18 protein-coding genes are annotated in these 15,214 nt (G+C 33.3%); 16 read left to right on the forward strand and 2 right to left on the reverse strand.

Going from position 1 to position 15,214, the window contains the following annotated elements; translation table 11 throughout:
- The first annotated feature begins 30 nt into the window (after window positions 1-30).
- Window positions 31-981, forward strand: a complete 951-nt coding sequence (locus tag CLOCEL_RS03820) for a hypothetical protein (protein ID WP_010073158.1) — start codon at window positions 31-33, stop codon at window positions 979-981.
- A 128-nt stretch (window positions 982-1,109) separates the two neighbouring features.
- Here CLOCEL_RS03820 and CLOCEL_RS03825 read toward each other — a convergent pair whose 3' ends face one another.
- Together CLOCEL_RS03825 and CLOCEL_RS03830 are read right to left on the reverse strand one after the other, a co-directional pair.
- Entirely contained in the window at window positions 1,110-2,396 is a 1,287-nt protein-coding gene (locus tag CLOCEL_RS03825; RefSeq protein WP_010073157.1) for an ImmA/IrrE family metallo-endopeptidase, read from the reverse strand.
- A 98-nt stretch (window positions 2,397-2,494) separates the two neighbouring features.
- The gene (locus CLOCEL_RS03830; protein WP_010073156.1) at window positions 2,495-2,917 is read right to left on the reverse strand and encodes a helix-turn-helix domain-containing protein; all 423 of its coding nucleotides are present in this window, start codon (window positions 2,915-2,917) and stop codon (window positions 2,495-2,497) included.
- 145 nt (window positions 2,918-3,062) lie between these two features.
- Here CLOCEL_RS03830 and CLOCEL_RS03835 point away from each other — a divergent pair, with 145 nt between their 5' ends.
- The 15 genes from CLOCEL_RS03835 to CLOCEL_RS03905 all read left to right on the forward strand — a co-directional run bounded on the left by CLOCEL_RS03835 (window position 3,063) and on the right by CLOCEL_RS03905 (window position 15,178).
- The gene (locus tag CLOCEL_RS03835; protein ID WP_010073155.1) at window positions 3,063-3,263 is read left to right on the forward strand and encodes a helix-turn-helix transcriptional regulator; all 201 of its coding nucleotides are present in this window, start codon (window positions 3,063-3,065) and stop codon (window positions 3,261-3,263) included.
- A 79-nt stretch (window positions 3,264-3,342) separates the two neighbouring features.
- Entirely contained in the window at window positions 3,343-3,570 is a 228-nt protein-coding gene (locus tag CLOCEL_RS03840) for a helix-turn-helix transcriptional regulator (protein ID WP_010073154.1), read from the forward strand.
- Complete coding sequence (locus CLOCEL_RS03845; protein ID WP_010073153.1) at window positions 3,571-3,918, forward strand: hypothetical protein; 348 nt, start codon at window positions 3,571-3,573, stop codon at window positions 3,916-3,918.
- On the forward strand, window positions 3,918-5,084 hold the full coding sequence (locus CLOCEL_RS03850) for a DUF2800 domain-containing protein (RefSeq protein ID WP_010073152.1): 1,167 nt from the start codon (window positions 3,918-3,920) through the stop codon (window positions 5,082-5,084). The genes CLOCEL_RS03845 and CLOCEL_RS03850 overlap by 1 nt, the downstream gene beginning before the upstream one ends.
- 1 nt (window position 5,085) lies before the next feature.
- Complete coding sequence (locus CLOCEL_RS03855; RefSeq protein ID WP_010073151.1) at window positions 5,086-5,625, forward strand: DUF2815 family protein; 540 nt, start codon at window positions 5,086-5,088, stop codon at window positions 5,623-5,625.
- Between the two features lie 12 nt (window positions 5,626-5,637).
- Window positions 5,638-7,575 carry a DNA polymerase gene (locus CLOCEL_RS03860; protein WP_010073150.1) on the forward strand — a complete coding sequence of 646 codons (1,938 nt, stop codon included), beginning with the start codon at window positions 5,638-5,640 and terminating at the stop codon, window positions 7,573-7,575.
- A gap of 6 nt (window positions 7,576-7,581) precedes the next feature.
- A complete protein-coding gene (locus tag CLOCEL_RS03865; protein WP_010073149.1) occupies window positions 7,582-9,954 on the forward strand; it encodes a virulence-associated E family protein in 2,373 nt (790 codons plus the stop codon).
- 250 nt (window positions 9,955-10,204) lie between these two features.
- Window positions 10,205-10,483, forward strand: coding sequence for a VRR-NUC domain-containing protein (locus CLOCEL_RS03870; RefSeq protein WP_010073148.1), 279 nt, complete (start codon window positions 10,205-10,207; stop codon window positions 10,481-10,483).
- Window positions 10,480-11,853, forward strand: a complete 1,374-nt coding sequence (locus CLOCEL_RS03875) for a DEAD/DEAH box helicase (RefSeq protein ID WP_010073147.1) — start codon at window positions 10,480-10,482, stop codon at window positions 11,851-11,853. The genes CLOCEL_RS03870 and CLOCEL_RS03875 overlap by 4 nt, the downstream gene beginning before the upstream one ends.
- Window positions 11,854-11,886: 33 nt before the next feature.
- Window positions 11,887-12,372, forward strand: coding sequence for a hypothetical protein (locus tag CLOCEL_RS03880; protein WP_010073146.1), 486 nt, complete (start codon window positions 11,887-11,889; stop codon window positions 12,370-12,372).
- A gap of 157 nt (window positions 12,373-12,529) precedes the next feature.
- Window positions 12,530-12,880, forward strand: a complete 351-nt coding sequence (locus CLOCEL_RS03885) for a helix-turn-helix domain-containing protein (RefSeq protein ID WP_010073145.1) — start codon at window positions 12,530-12,532, stop codon at window positions 12,878-12,880.
- Entirely contained in the window at window positions 12,873-13,715 is an 843-nt protein-coding gene (locus CLOCEL_RS03890) for an ImmA/IrrE family metallo-endopeptidase (RefSeq protein ID WP_242655208.1), read from the forward strand. Before CLOCEL_RS03885 ends, CLOCEL_RS03890 begins: the two co-directional genes overlap by 8 nt.
- Before the next feature lie 16 nt (window positions 13,716-13,731).
- Complete coding sequence (locus tag CLOCEL_RS03895) at window positions 13,732-14,373, forward strand: hypothetical protein (protein WP_010073143.1); 642 nt, start codon at window positions 13,732-13,734, stop codon at window positions 14,371-14,373.
- Between the two features lie 237 nt (window positions 14,374-14,610).
- The gene (locus tag CLOCEL_RS03900) at window positions 14,611-14,817 is read left to right on the forward strand and encodes a hypothetical protein (RefSeq protein WP_010073142.1); all 207 of its coding nucleotides are present in this window, start codon (window positions 14,611-14,613) and stop codon (window positions 14,815-14,817) included.
- On the forward strand, window positions 14,786-15,178 hold the full coding sequence (locus CLOCEL_RS03905; protein WP_010073141.1) for an HNH endonuclease: 393 nt from the start codon (window positions 14,786-14,788) through the stop codon (window positions 15,176-15,178). The genes CLOCEL_RS03900 and CLOCEL_RS03905 overlap by 32 nt, the downstream gene beginning before the upstream one ends.
- Window positions 15,179-15,214: the final 36 nt, after the last annotated feature.

Consider the following 15,214-nt stretch of genomic DNA (forward strand, 5'->3'; position numbering starts at 1 on the left):
CAATACTGATTAACTAAAGGAGAGGGATATATGAAAAAGAAAGCAGATATTTTAATTAATGATGAATATAAAAGAATAAATATTTGGGATGTGTTGCGATGGAAACAAAGTAATCCTGAATTTTGGGAAAAAAATAAAAATTCTATTTATAGCATTAATAAAAATATTGAAGATAAAGTACCAATGGTTTTTCAAACTGGGAAAAATAATATTTTTGCTAATAGTTATTTTAGGTTTAAAGATACTAATACTTTAAGAGACGGCGAAGGATATGAAGAATCTTATCAACATGAATTTTTTAAAGAATGCTTTTCACGATTAAAGATACTTAATTTACACTTTGGTAAAAATAACGTAAAAGTTTATGTTGATGAGGCGAATCAAGAAGAAATAGTTTATACAAGTAATGGCAGAAAAAGAATTGTAGATGTAATGATACAATTTTCAAAAGCTGAACCAATGATTTATGTTGAAAAGTGGAATGGAAAATTGGCTATAGAGGTGCGCCAAACTCACAAAGTTGATGACATTAAAATAAAAGAATTTAAAGATAGTGAAATAGCTATGGTAGAGTTTAATGCTTCGAAAACGGAAACGAAATGGAGGATTATGGAGAATTTTATATCCGAAGAAGATGAAGAAAAACAATTTGAGAGAGTAATTAGTAAATTGAATAATTTTATAGCTGTTAATATGTTAAGTGACCCTATATCGAAAAAATATTTTTCTTCACTTAGGCTAGAGGAAGAAGTAAGCAAAAATGAATTGTATAAAAAAAGACTAATTTATATGAATAATGAAATAACTAACTTAAAAAAAGAGAATCAAAACCTAGTGGAAGAAGTCGAAAATTGCAGAAAAAGTAATGGTGAATTAAAACAAAAATTGAGATATATTGATGGTAAGTATAGGTTTTTTAAAGAAGAGAATGAAAGTATAAAATCAAAATTTATATATAAGTTATTTTATAAAAACAAGTAATCAGGTATAAGTATAGAGGTGGTAGAAGTTTAAGTTCATTTTCTTAAAATAATAAACAAAAGGAACCGTTTTGAGGTTCCTTTGAAAAAAGTAGTATATCGGTAGAGTATTTAAACATATACGAGCTTTTAAAACATTAGATCGTTGTCTTTAGATAGATCTATAATTGGATAAAAATCTTCCATTGTTGCAATTTTAACATCTTTTATTTTTATGCTAAATTCTGCTTCAGCTTTTACTCTTATTAAATCAATATATTTATCTTTTGAGAGTTTGTTCTTAAAATTGGTATCTATAACATATATAACGAGGGTATCGCCACACAATTTACCAGTTGAACCTTCAAGTAATGTGTGCAATATATTGTAATTTTCAGCTTCTAGAGTAAAGACTAAACATATCCAATTTTCAATTTTTTTATTAACAGTAGAAGTACCACAAATATCATCTTCAAATTCCATTTTATTAAGTAGTGCTCCACGTGCAAGTTGCCAATCTCTAAGTAATCCAGTATTTTTGAAATTAGTAGTTGCACCACATTGGGGACAATATCGAGCATTACCAGGTATGTTTATATTGCCACAATCATGATCATTAGAACATTCATTAAATAGGAACTGGCCACATATGATGCAATTATGATGATGATCTTCTATATCAGTATTACCGCAATTTGGACAGGTAACAACCCTATTAGTATCTTGATTTATTTCGTACCCATCATTGTATTTCATAGTTGTAATCCCCCTTACACCTTCTTCTAAATGTATACCACATATTTTGCAATAATTATCTTCAGGATTTATCTCTATATTTTCACAATTTTCACATACAAGAAATGTTTCAGAACCGTTAAGTTCTCTACGGTTAAGAATGCTTAATCTCTTAAATACAGCCCACTCTGAAACATTAAATTTTTCAGCTACATTGGCAATGGAGGTAAAATTGCAAGTTGTTATTTTTTCTTTGGGCATTAAAAGTCTACCAGCAAACTCGTCTGCCTCTAATTCCTCAATTTTAATATCTTCTTCACTTTTGCATTCATCTGGCAGTTCATGATGCCCTAAATAGATATGTGCAATTTCATGAGCTAAAGTAAAATTAAGTCTGCGATGTTTTGATATTTTAAAAGGATATTGCATTTTTTTTCTATTGACTATTACTATAAATTTTCTATGTTCTTCAGAATATACAGTTGTAGCATCTACCTTATTTGAAAGTGTAGTTATAGATTGAACATGAAGTGGTATACTCTGTTCTTTCTGAATTTGTAATATTATTTCTACAAAATCTAATGGCCATTTCCTTATTTTATATTCTTTAATAAAATCTTTTACCCTCTTTGCAATGTGCTCCTGTCTATGTTTTGGTATCTTAGCAAGTGTGTAATAAACATCGTTACTGGAACTGGACACTATAGTACCCCCTTATGCACTTTTACAAACATTTGTTCTTGTTGATTTAATTATATTAAAAAAACTATAAGAGGTAAAGAAAAAACAAGAACAAATTATCATCTATCCTTGTTTTTATTTAAATAGAAATTTACAAACTCCTTAATTGCTTTTATATCTTCTTTCGGCAATTCATCAGAAGCTCTATTCATAATGGTTAATAACTCTGAATCTTTCTTATGTATATTTTTAGCCATTCTGATAGTGTCAGCAAATTCACCATCGTCACTTCTAAAAATATGTTCTGTATATTTTTCATGTTCTATAGTTTCTTCTATATAACCTGCTTGAGCCATTAATTCACGATATGATATTCCAAGATGGGGTGCTATTTCTTTTAATATTTTTGGTGATGGTTTTTGCCTTTCACCAGATTCCATTCTTGAGATTTCTGTGTTACTTATCTTTGAAAGGTCAGCAAGTTGTCTCTGTGATAAGCCTTTTTCGGCTCTAAGTTTTTTTAAAAATTCACCAAAGCTCATAATCAACACTCCCTCCTAAAAATAATTATATAATAAGTGTTGCCACTTGGCAATAGAAAATCTTGAATATGTTTGACAAACGGTGACACACTTTGATAGAATTTTATTGTAACCGAGTAGAAACACTTTAGAGGGGGATTATGAAATGAAACCTAATAAACAGTATATTGTGGAACTTATAAACAAAAACAGGTGGTCTCAAAATAAATTTGCCATAAAAGCTGGCGTTTCCAAGACTACAGTTAGTAGATGGATTAATGGAAAAAGGGGGGCTGGTTCAGAATTAATAGCTGGTATTATTAGGGCATTTCCTAACGAACCAATAGAGAAACTATTTTTTTTGTAGAATGCGTTGCCGTACGGTTACGAGGACAACCATATGGCAATGAATTTATATATAGACAATCATGGAGGGGAGGGTAGAAATGGTTGTTAATAGAGACGTTATAAGAACTTTACTGAAGGAAAATCAGTGGTCACAGAATGAACTTGCTAACAGGGTAGGTGTTTCTAGAGTAACAATTAGTAGAATTCTTAATAATAAAAGAGGGGCTGGAAGAAAAGTAATTGGAGGATTAATCAGAACCTTTCCAAATCAAGGCGTTAGTACTTTGTTTATAGACATATACAAAAATAAAGAAGAGGTGTTATAAATGGACATTAAATTAGAGGTAAAAGTTATTGCACCAGAGCTTATAGAAGCATTATTAGAATTAGCTAAAGCACTACCACATAAAGAAGCTATTTTACCCGTAAAAGAAGAAACAACGGTAGAACCTAAAGAAGCAGAAGTCAAAGTTGAAAGTAAAAAGGATGAAGAAACAAAGGAAGATACTAAGAAAATATCATTAGAGTATGTAAGAGGAAGGCTTGCAGAACTATCACGTGATGGTAAGCAAGTACAGGTGAAGGAGTTAATTAAGAAGTTTGGTGCTAACAAATTAACTGAAATTCCAGAAGAAAAGTATTTAGAATTACTTAAGGAAGCGGAGGAAATTTGATGAGTGGAAAAGCTCATGCAACGCTCTCGGCTTCAGGTTCTAAAAGATGGCTTGCTTGCACTCCATCAGCACAGTTGGAGCTACAGTTTAAAGAAGAAACTAGCATTCATGCTGAAACGGGAACATTAGCTCATGAAATTGGTGAGTTGATGCTTGCTATGCATCTAAAGCTTATAACAAAGCAAGCTTATAGCAAAGAGCTAAAGAGGTTAAAAAAGAATAGTTTATATAGCAAAGAGATGGATGATTATGTACAAGTTTATGTTGATTATGCTATAGAAAAAATCAATGAAGCTTATGCAAGGGCAAAGGATTCAATAATCCTCTTAGAGCAAATGTTAGACTTTTCAAACTATGTACCAGATGGTTTTGGTACTGGAGATTTAGTTATTATTTCTGAGGATGTTTTAGATGTTGTAGATTTAAAATATGGGATGGGTGTAGCAGTTTCAGCAAAGGAAAATTCTCAGATGAAGCTATATGCATTGGGGGCATTAAATTTATTTGATAGTCTCTTTGATATTAAAAGAATAAGAATGACAATCTGCCAACCAAGACTTGATAGCATTTCCACATATGAAATTGCTATAGATGATTTGATTAGTTGGGCAGAGACAGAATTGAAACCAAAAGCACAGCTTGCAACAAACGGTGAAGGAGACTATCTACCAGGAGAGCATTGTGGATTCTGCAGGGCAAGGAAAACTTGTAGAGCTAGAGCTGATCAGCGTTTAGCTATGACTAAATATGATTTTAAATTGCCACCACTTCTTTCAGATGAAGAAATAGCAGAAGTACTTTCTGTTGCAGAAGGAATTTCATCGTGGGTAAATGATGTTTATGCCTATGCCACCAACCTCTCAATTAATGAGGGTAAACGGTGGAGTGGATTCAAGCTTGTAGAAGGACGTTCCAATCGTAAGTATATAAGTGAAGAAGCTGTTATAAAAGTTTGTAATGATAATGGAATAACCGAGATATATACAAAATCACTACTTGGAATAACAGCTATGGAAAAATTACTAGGTAAGGATAGTTTTAATTCTATTTTAGGAGACTTGGTAGAAAAGCCTAAAGGTAAACCTACATTAGTTCCATTTTCAGATAAAAGAAAAGCAATAGAGATAAATAATATGGCGGAAGCCGATTTTAGGGAGGAAATATAAAATGGAAAACAGCAAAACAAAAGTAATCACAGGTAAGGTACGTTTCTCATACGCGAATATATGGGAGGCAAAATCAATCAATGGTGGGGATGAAAAGTATAGTGTTTCTCTTATAATTCCAAAGTCAGATACCAAGACGGTTAATGAAATTAAGGCTGCTATTGAAGCTGCAAAGCAAGAAGGTAAGGCAAAGTTCGGTGGAAAGATTCCAGCAAATCTTAAGCTACCACTTCGTGATGGCGATATAGACAGGCCAGATGACGAGGCTTATAAAAACAGTTATTTCATTAATGCCAATAGTAAGGACAAGCCTCAAGTGGTAGATAAGAATGTTAAGCCGATTTTGGACCAAGAAGAAGTTTATAGTGGATGCTATGGAAGAGCCAGTATTAACTTCTATACTTTTAATCAAAATGGAAATAAAGGAATAGCTTGTGGTTTAGGGAATCTTCAAAAGCTTTCAGATGGTGAGCCATTAAGTGGACGTAGTAGAGCAGAGGATGATTTTACATCAGCAGAAGATGACGATTTTCTAGCTTAGGTGGTGAGGTGTATGCAGACCTTATCAATTGATATTGAGACATTTTCTGATGTGGATTTAATTAAAAGCGGTGTTTATGCATACACCGCTTCACCAAATTTTGAAATATTGTTATTTGCCTATGCTTTTGATAGTGATGAAGTAAAGATTATAGATTTTGCAAGTGGAGAGGAACTACCAGCTGAAATCATTGAAGCTTTGCTTAATGAGAACATTATTAAATCTGCTTTCAATGCACAGTTTGAAAGAATTTGTTTATCAAGACATTTAAATAAAAAACTCACAGCCAACGCATGGCAATGTACTGCAGTTCAAGCAGCTACACTAGGATTCCCCTTATCACTAGATGGAGTAGCTCAAGTATTAGGATTAACTGAACAAAAGATGAAGGAAGGTAAAGAACTTATAAGGTACTTTTCTATTCCTTGTAAGCCTACTAGGGTTAATGAGGGAAGAACGAGGAATCTTCCACAGCATTCATCTGAGAAATGGAATGATTTTAAGAAATACTGCATTCGAGATGTTGAAGTGGAAAGAGCCATTCGTAAAAAGTTATCTAGGTATCCTATAAGTGAAAATGAGCAAAGAAATTATATATTAGATCATGAAATCAACGATAGAGGTGTATTTGTTGATTTAGACTTAGTGGCTAGGGCAATGGAATGTGACAGGCTTCACAAAGAAGATACCTTTACTGAAGCACAAAGACTAACAGGTCTTGATAATCCTAACTCTGTAGCACAGCTTAAGCAGTGGTTAATTGAAAATGGAGTAGAAGTTGATTCTTTATCTAAAAAAGCAGTTTCAGACTTAGCTAAAGAAGCTGATGGAGAAGTTGAAAGGCTTCTGAATTTAAGATTACAGCTTGCTAAGACATCTATTAAAAAATATGAAGCTATAGAAAGAGCAGTGTGTCCTGATAAAAGGGTAAGAGGACTTCTTCAATTCTATGGCGCGAATAGAACTGGGCGATGGGCAGGCAGATTAGTTCAAGTGCAAAACCTACCTCAGAATCATTTAAAGGATTTAACTCTTGCTCGTAATTTAGTTAAAAGTGGTGATTTTGATACTTTAGCACTTTTATTTGAAAGTGTACCTCATGTTTTATCTGAGCTTATAAGAACAGCTTTTATACCAAAGTCGAACCATAGATTTATTGTTGCAGATTTCTCAGCCATCGAAGCTCGTGTTATAGCATGGCTTGCGGGTGAAAAGTGGAGAATGGATGTGTTTGCAACTCACGGTAAAATCTATGAAGCCAGTGCAAGTCAGATGTTTAAGGTTCCTATTGAAGAGATTACTAAAACATCAGCACTTAGGCAAAAGGGTAAGATTTCAGAATTGGCACTTGGATATGGCGGCTCAGTTGGTGCACTGACAGCAATGGGTGCTCTTGATATGGGTGTAGCAGAAGATGAACTCCAAGGACTTGTTACTGCTTGGAGACAAGCAAATCCAAACATTACAAAGCTTTGGTGGGATATAGACAAAGCCGCAATCAAAGCAGTTAAAAAGAAAACCACAGTAATGGTTGGCAAAATAAAACTTCAATATGAAAGTGGAATCATGTTTATAACCTTACCTTCTGGAAGAAGACTTTCTTATATCAAGCCTAGAATTGAACCTAATAAGTTTGAAAGAGATGCTGTTACCTATGAAGGAATTGGTGCAACAAAGAAGTGGGAACGAATAGAGACTTATGGTCCAAAGCTAGTAGAGAATATTGTTCAAGCTATAGCAAGGGATTTACTAGCAGAAGCTATGCTTAGAGTAGCAGAGAATGGCTATGAAATAGTCATGCATATACATGATGAAATTGTTATTGAAGCACCTTTAAATTTTGGTTCATTAAAGGATGTTTGCGAAGTTATGGCAATTGCTCCAACTTGGGCAGAAAGTCTGCCACTTAGAGCAGATGGATTTGAATGTGAATATTACAGAAAGGATTGATACTTAGTGAAATTTACAATTGCAACTGGGAACAGTCGTAAAGATAGGGTATGGAAAAATCAAGAGATTTCATGGGAGGGTTTTGTTGAAAGAGTCAAGTCCACAATTCGTACCTCTGAAAGTATGGATGAATATAAAAAACTATCAAAGGAACAGCAAGATGCTATTAAAGATGTAGGGGGAGTCGTTGCAGGGATGCTTCGAGACGGTAAGCGTAAAACAGGCTTTGTTGAGTACCGATCAATGATTACTTTAGACATGGACTATGCCGATGTTGGCGTATGGGACCAGATTACGATGCTTCATGATTTCACTTGCTGTATCTATTCTACACATAAACATACTTCAGAAAAGCCAAGGCTTAGATTAATCATTCCTCTATCAAGAAATGTTTCAGCAGATGAATATACAGCCGTAGCTAGAATGATAGCTTCAGATATTGATATAGAGCAGTTCGATGATACTACCTATGAACCAACAAGATTAATGTATTGGCCATCAACATCAAGTGATGGGGAGTTTGTTTTTGAAAAACAAGAAGGGACGCTTTTAAACCCTGACAAGGTTCTTTCAAGATATAAAGATTGGCATGACAGCAGTCAGTGGCCTGTATCTTCAAGGCAAAGAAAGATTGTAAAGCAGAATATTTCAAAACAAGCAGATCCTTTAGAAAAGGAAGGCTTAATAGGAGTATTTTGCAGAGTTTATCCTATTGGTGAGGCTATTGATAAGTTTTTATCTGATGTCTATAAGCCAAGTTTAATTGAAGGAAGATATGACTATATTCCTGCTGATTCCACTGCAGGTGTGCTCATATATGATGATAAATTTGCATTTTCACATCATGCTACAGACCCCGCTTGCAGTAAGCTATGTAATGCTTTTGACTTAGTAAGGCTTCATAAATTTGGTGACCTTGATGGCAAATTAGATGATGATATAGCTCCATCGAAGCTACCATCTTTTAAGTCAATGCAGGAGTTATGCACAAGTGATGATAACGTAAAAAGACAACTAGGAAAAGAAAGGATAGAGCAAGCAAATACTGATTTCACAGCTAGTGATGATGACGATTGGCAGACAAGGCTTGAGGTTGGAAAGAAAGGAGAAGTTCTTAATACACTAAAGAATCTAATAACTATTCTTCAATATGATCCTAAACTTAAATCTATTGTATTTAACAAACTGAGTGACGGAATGGAGATTAAAGATGAAGTTCCATGGCAGCATCCTAGCAAGTTTTGGAGAGATGCAGATGATGCTCAGCTTATAAGTTATATTGATTTAACCTATGGAACATTTACAGCAAGGAATTATGATATTGCTGTAACAAAAGTAGCTGATGATCGTTCATATCATCCAATTAGAGAGTTCTTAGATAAATTACCTGAGTGGGACGGCATTAAAAGAGTTGATACCTTACTTATAGACTATCTTGGAGCGACCGACAATGAATATATTCGAGCAGTAACTAGAAAACTTTTGTGTGCCTCTATAGCAAGAGTATTAACTCCAGGATGCAAATTTGACACTATGCTTGTTTTGAATGGTCCTCAAGGAATAGGAAAAAGTACGCTTATATCAAAGTTATGCGGAGAATGGTTTTCCGACAGCTTGCATTTATCAGATACTAAAGATAAAACGGCAGCAGAAAAATTACAAGGATACTGGATTTTAGAGATTGGTGAACTTGCGGGATTAAGAAAAGCTGAAGTTGAAACTCTACGTAGTTTTCTATCAAGGCAAAATGATATTTATAGAGCAAGTTTTGGAAGACGAGCAACACCTCATCCTAGGCAGTGTGTATTTATAGGAACAACAAATGCTGAAAATGGGTATTTACGTGATACTACTGGGAATCGCAGATTTTGGCCAGTAAAAACTCCTGGTGGTGGCACAAAGGCTTCTTGGGCAATTACAGATGAAGAGGTTCAGCAAATATGGGCTGAGGCTTTAGTATACCATAAAGCAAAGGAGCCATTATTTCTAGATAAGCATTTATCTGTATTTGCAGTAAGAGAACAGCGTAATGCTATGGAAACAGATGACCGTGAAGGTTTAGTACGTGAATATTTAGAAAGATTGTTACCCGAGGATTGGAGTTCTATGAGTTTATATGAGCGAAGAAACTTTTTAAGTGGGGGCGATTTTGGTTCTACAGCTATTGGTACTATTAGGCGTGACCGTGTTTGTAATATGGAAATATGGTGTGAGTGTTTTGAAAAAGAAAGAGCTAATTTAAAACGCCAAGATGCAAATGAGATTGCTAATATTATGGCAAGAATTGATGGTTGGAAGAAATCAGAAGGTAAACTTAGATTTCCAATCTATGGTGTAGTATCTGGTTATATTAGGGTTGCTGAAAATGAAAGTAAATAGCAACCCAAAGATACAAAGCAACAAGTTTTCGTAGTTGCCAGTTGCTATTGAATCTTAATTTAGCAACCAATAAGGGCAACTTCTTGAAGTGTATTGAGGCAAGGTTTTATCCAATGATATTGCTGTTGTTGCTTATCTTATATATTAGATTAATTATGTTATATATAAGTATAGATATAGCACATAACACACATATAACACGCGTAAGGGATTTAACAGCTAATTAGCAACAGCGAAAAAGGAGCTAAAGATGAGAGAAAGTAAAATTGAAAAAGCACTAACAATTGAATTGAAAAAACGTGGTGGAATGGCACTTAAGTTTGTATCCCCAGGTATGGCTGGTGTGCCAGATAGGCTTGTGCTTATTCCAAATGGTGAGGTGATTTTTGTAGAATTAAAAGCACCAGGTAAAACAATGAGACATCTTCAGTTGAAAAGAAAATCACAGCTTGAAAATTTAGGCTTTAGAGTTTATGTTATAGATTCACTTGGAGGAGTAGATAGTTTTGTGAGGGAGGTTTTTAGTTGATCTATAAACCACATAACTATCAAGAATATGCAAAGGAATGGATTATTGAAAAGCCAAGTTCAGCATTGTTTTTAGATTTAGGAATGGGTAAAACAGTATGCACATTAACAGCAACTCAAGAGTTATTGCATGACTACTTTGACGTGTCAAAGGTTTTAGTAATAGCACCTTTAAGGGTAGCAGAGGATACTTGGAGTAGTGAAGTAGAAAAGTGGGAGCATCTTAATTACCTTAAAATATCAAAGATTCTTGGTAAAGAGAAAACTAGAGTTGATGCGCTAAGGGAAAAATCAGATATCTATGTTGTAAACAGAGAAAATGTTGAGTGGCTTGTAGGTTATTTAGGGAAAGCATGGTTCTTTGATATGGTAGTCATAGACGAGCTTTCAAGCTTTAAGTCTCCAAAGGCAAATAGATTTAAAGCGTTGAAGAAGGTAAGACCTTTTATAAAAAAGCTTGTAGGGCTAACAGGAACACCAGCTCCAAACGGATTGTTAGATTTATGGTCACAGGTTTATCTTTTAGATGGTGGAGAAAGACTTGGAAAAACACTAACCAGTTATCGAGACAAATATTTTAAGCCAGATAAAAGAAATCAATCAATAATATTTTCTTGGAAGCCAGTAGATGGAGCAGAGGATAGCATCTATGAAGGTATAAAGGATATATGCATTAGCATGAAAGCAACTGATTACTTAAAGCTTCCTGAAAGAATAAATAACAGTATAACAGTTCAATTGCCTAAGACTGCAGAAGTGAAATATAAAAAATTAGAAAAGGAATTGTTGCTTCCCTTTGAAGAAGCAGATGTGGTAGCTAATACAGCAGCAGTGTTATCAAACAAGCTGCTCCAAATGGCTAATGGAGCAGTTTATGATGAGAATGGTGAAGTAAAGGAAATTCATAATGAAAAGTTAAAAGCTTTGGATGATGTTATCGAAGCAGCAAACGGGAAATCTATTTTAGTGTTTTATTCATATAAGCATGATTTAGAAAGATTATCTAAACACTTAAAAAATAAAGCTTTTAAAGTTTTAAATACTTCAAAGGACATTGAAAAGTGGAATAAAGGAAAAATACCAATAATGCTTGTTCATCCAGCATCAGCAGGACATGGACTTAACCTACAGTTTGGAGGAAATATAATCGTTTGGTTTGGACTTACTTGGAGTTTAGAACTATATCAACAAGCCAATGCAAGACTTTATAGACAAGGACAAACACAAGGTGTAATAGTAAATCATATTATTGCAAAAGGAACTATTGATGAAGAGGTAATGAAGGCACTTGAGAACAAGGAAAAAGGACAATCAACTTTAATTGAGGCAGTTAAAGCAAGATTGAAGAAGATTTCTATTATTTCGAATTAGAAAAATATATATTAAAAGAGTGGGGGAACAAAGGTGGAAACTAGGGAATATGTTGAATATCTTTTAAAAAACTATTATCAGATAAAAAGAGAGATTAAGCAGTTAACACTTTTACTTGAGTCACCAATGTATAATTCAGAAGAGGAGACCATTGAAGAACTCACTTTCTCAACAACACAGTGTGAAAAAGTAAGTACAAGTAAAATTTCAGATAAAACATCGAGGATAGCTTTAATATATAAGGAAGTTAATGAAGAGCAAAGAGTTATAGGAAGGAGAGATTTGGAAAAGATAATAAAAGTAAATCAATTTGAGCTTGTTAAATTAGAAAGTTCCATAACAGCTTTAGATAAAAATTTTCAAGAAGTTATTAATGGAATATATATTGAAAAGAAGAAAAGAACTGATATTTGTAGAGTATTATTTATTAGTCAAAACACTTTAAATAGATACAGGAAAAAAGGCATAGATGAAATTGCTACAATATTTCAAACGAACAGATTGATTACACGAATATAAATGGCCAAATTGTTAAATGGCGTCTTTGGGATGAATAGTGAGAAAAAAATTGTTAATACTATAAAATGCGATGTACTAAAATGGAACTAATTTCATATCTTAATATTGAAAGTTGTAAGAATGTTCTATATAATAGATATATGAGGGGTGGATAATTATGAAAATGAATAATATTGGAGAAGTAATAAGTGGGTTGAGAAAACAAAAAGGGATGACTCAAGAGGAGCTTGGTAATATGTCTGGATTAAGTAGGGTTATTATTGCTAAGATAGAAAATAATCAGAGGGCTGTTTCACTTGAGGAAGCTGTAAATATTGCAAAGGTATTTGCAATAGATGTTGCAACTTTATACGGATTTATAGATGAGAATAAGGAGAAAACAGAAGAAGAAACTTTTGTTATGGCCTTTAAATCAAAGGGGATGGATTCAAGATATTTGAATGAAGTAAGACGTATTGAGTTATTAGTTGACGCCTTGTTTGCACAAAAAGAAATTAGAGGTGAGTAGCTTGAATGAGTTTTTAACACTTGCATATGATAGAGCTGTAAACTTTAGAGATAAATATGGACTAGGAAATTATTGTGCAAATCAATTGCTAGAGATATTAGATAGATTAGAAATTACTGAAAGAATAAGTGTTAAACTTATAAGAACACCATTTAATGATTTAAATCTTGCTGGATTTATTGGATATAAGCATGAGACATTTGTTATTGTGACTAATACTAATCTTACACTTGGTAGTGAAAGATTCACAATAGCACATGAAATATATCATTTGCTAGAAAATAGGGTGTTTATCAAAGAAAATTCTATTATTGAAGAAATGATTGAGAGTACTGTTAGTATTAACGATGTTAAAGAGGTTATGGCTAATGCATTCGCTGCTGAGTTACTTATGCCAAAAAAAGATATCTGTAATTCTATAGATGAAATTACCCAAAATGGAAAGAAACCTCTAGATTCAATGATGGTAGTTAGGCTTCAACAGAAATATGGTGTTGATTATACTGCAATTGTTAAGAGACTTTATGAGACTGGTAAAGTCAATAAGCAAGAGCAGGATAAATTAAATGAATGTGTAAGTGTAGATGGAGAGTTGGAAAGAATAACAAAAAGCTTAGGATATACAAATAAATTAAATACTCCATCAAAGGCTACTTATTTATTTCAGAATGATTTAGAGATTCTAAAAGAAAATTATGATAATGGATACACTTCGTATGATGATTTAGTTAGGATATTCAGTTATTTGGGATGCGAGCCAGAAAAGTTTGGGTATGAGGATGGTATAGACATAACAGATGATGCTAAAGATTTTATGAAGAGTCTCTTAGAGTAAGTGAGGAGTTGAAATTTTGGCACGTGTAAAAGCAGTATTTGATGCTGATATTTTAATTCATTTACTAAAAACAAAGTCTATTGAATTTGCATTAGAAACTTTAGGGTGTATATACATTAGTGACTATGTTTATGAAAATGAAATAAAAAAAGATACAAAAGAAGGAAGAGAAATTGAAAAACTTAAGAATAGTCAAAAAATTAAAGTCTTAGAGTATGGCAAATTAACAGATTTACAGAAGAATGTTTATTGGGAAACGTATAAATTACTTGAAAATGAAGCGATAAATAAAGGGGAAAGAATTACTGCTTCATTTTCAAAAGCTCACAGCATATATTATTATATGTCTGATGATAATAAAGCTTCTTCTCATATAAAGTCTTTAGCTGCGGTTGATATTGTGAATTATTGTGATATATTATTTTTACATCTTTTTATATTTGGGAAATCAAAGATAGATGAGTTAAGAAAAAGCTATGATCATTTTATCAATTTGTATGAAAAGGACAAGATTCCTAGAATACTTAAAAATAAAGGAAAGCTTTGTACTTTCGAAGAGATGATGCAGGTAACACATAGTAAATTTCATAAATGTGAGAATCTAATGAAATTATTAGATAATATAAAGAAAAATGTAGAAGTAATAAATAATAAATGAGAGAATAATAATTTTGTATTTGTCAACACAGTTATTGAAAATTGTTAGCACATCGGTAGTTAATTGGTTGTAAGTTGATTGTAACATGATAGCAATTTCATGCTATAATTTAAAGTGTAGAGATGTATGTTAACCTCTTAGAGTAATCTAAGGGGTTTTTTAATACGCAAAATTGAATAGTTTAGATAGAGCTTCTGAGGATATTACCTTGGGAGCTTTTTATTTGGAGGAATAGATATGGCTACTCATAAATGTGGAAAATGTGTTTGGAGTAATAAGATATATCCAAACCTTATATATTGTTTCTTCCCTAAATGTGTCATTGAGGAAGAGACACAAGAAAAAGAAGTAAGAGCTAAGCGTGGAAAAGTAGCTTCTAAAGCCAGAACTAAAAGAACAAGGAGAAGAACCCATGTGTCCAAGAAAACCAAGAAAGCCTTGTAGCGTTAGAGGGTGTCCACAGCTTACCGAAGGAAGGTACTGTGAAGAGCATCAAAAGCAAGTGGACACAGAGTACAATAAAACAAGCAGACCTTTCAAGCATCTGTACAACACCAGTAGGTGGAAGAAGCTAAGGCTACAGTTCCTACAAGAGCAGCCTCTTTGTGTAGAGTGCAAGAGTAAAGGTGTTATTAAAGCAGCAACTGACTTGGATCATATTCAAGCACATAAAGGTGATGAAGAGTTATTTTGGAATATTAATAATCTTCAAGCTCTATGCCATAGCTGTCATAGTAGGAAAACTGCTAGGGATGATGGTAGATGGGGAAAGAAAGGAAGGGTCTACTCTTATAACGATATATAGAATTTTTACAAGAGGGATTACAGTACAAAACTGTAG

The sequence above is a fragment of the Clostridium cellulovorans 743B genome, from assembly GCF_000145275.1.
Taxonomy (GTDB): domain Bacteria; phylum Bacillota; class Clostridia; order Clostridiales; family Clostridiaceae; genus Clostridium_K; species Clostridium_K cellulovorans.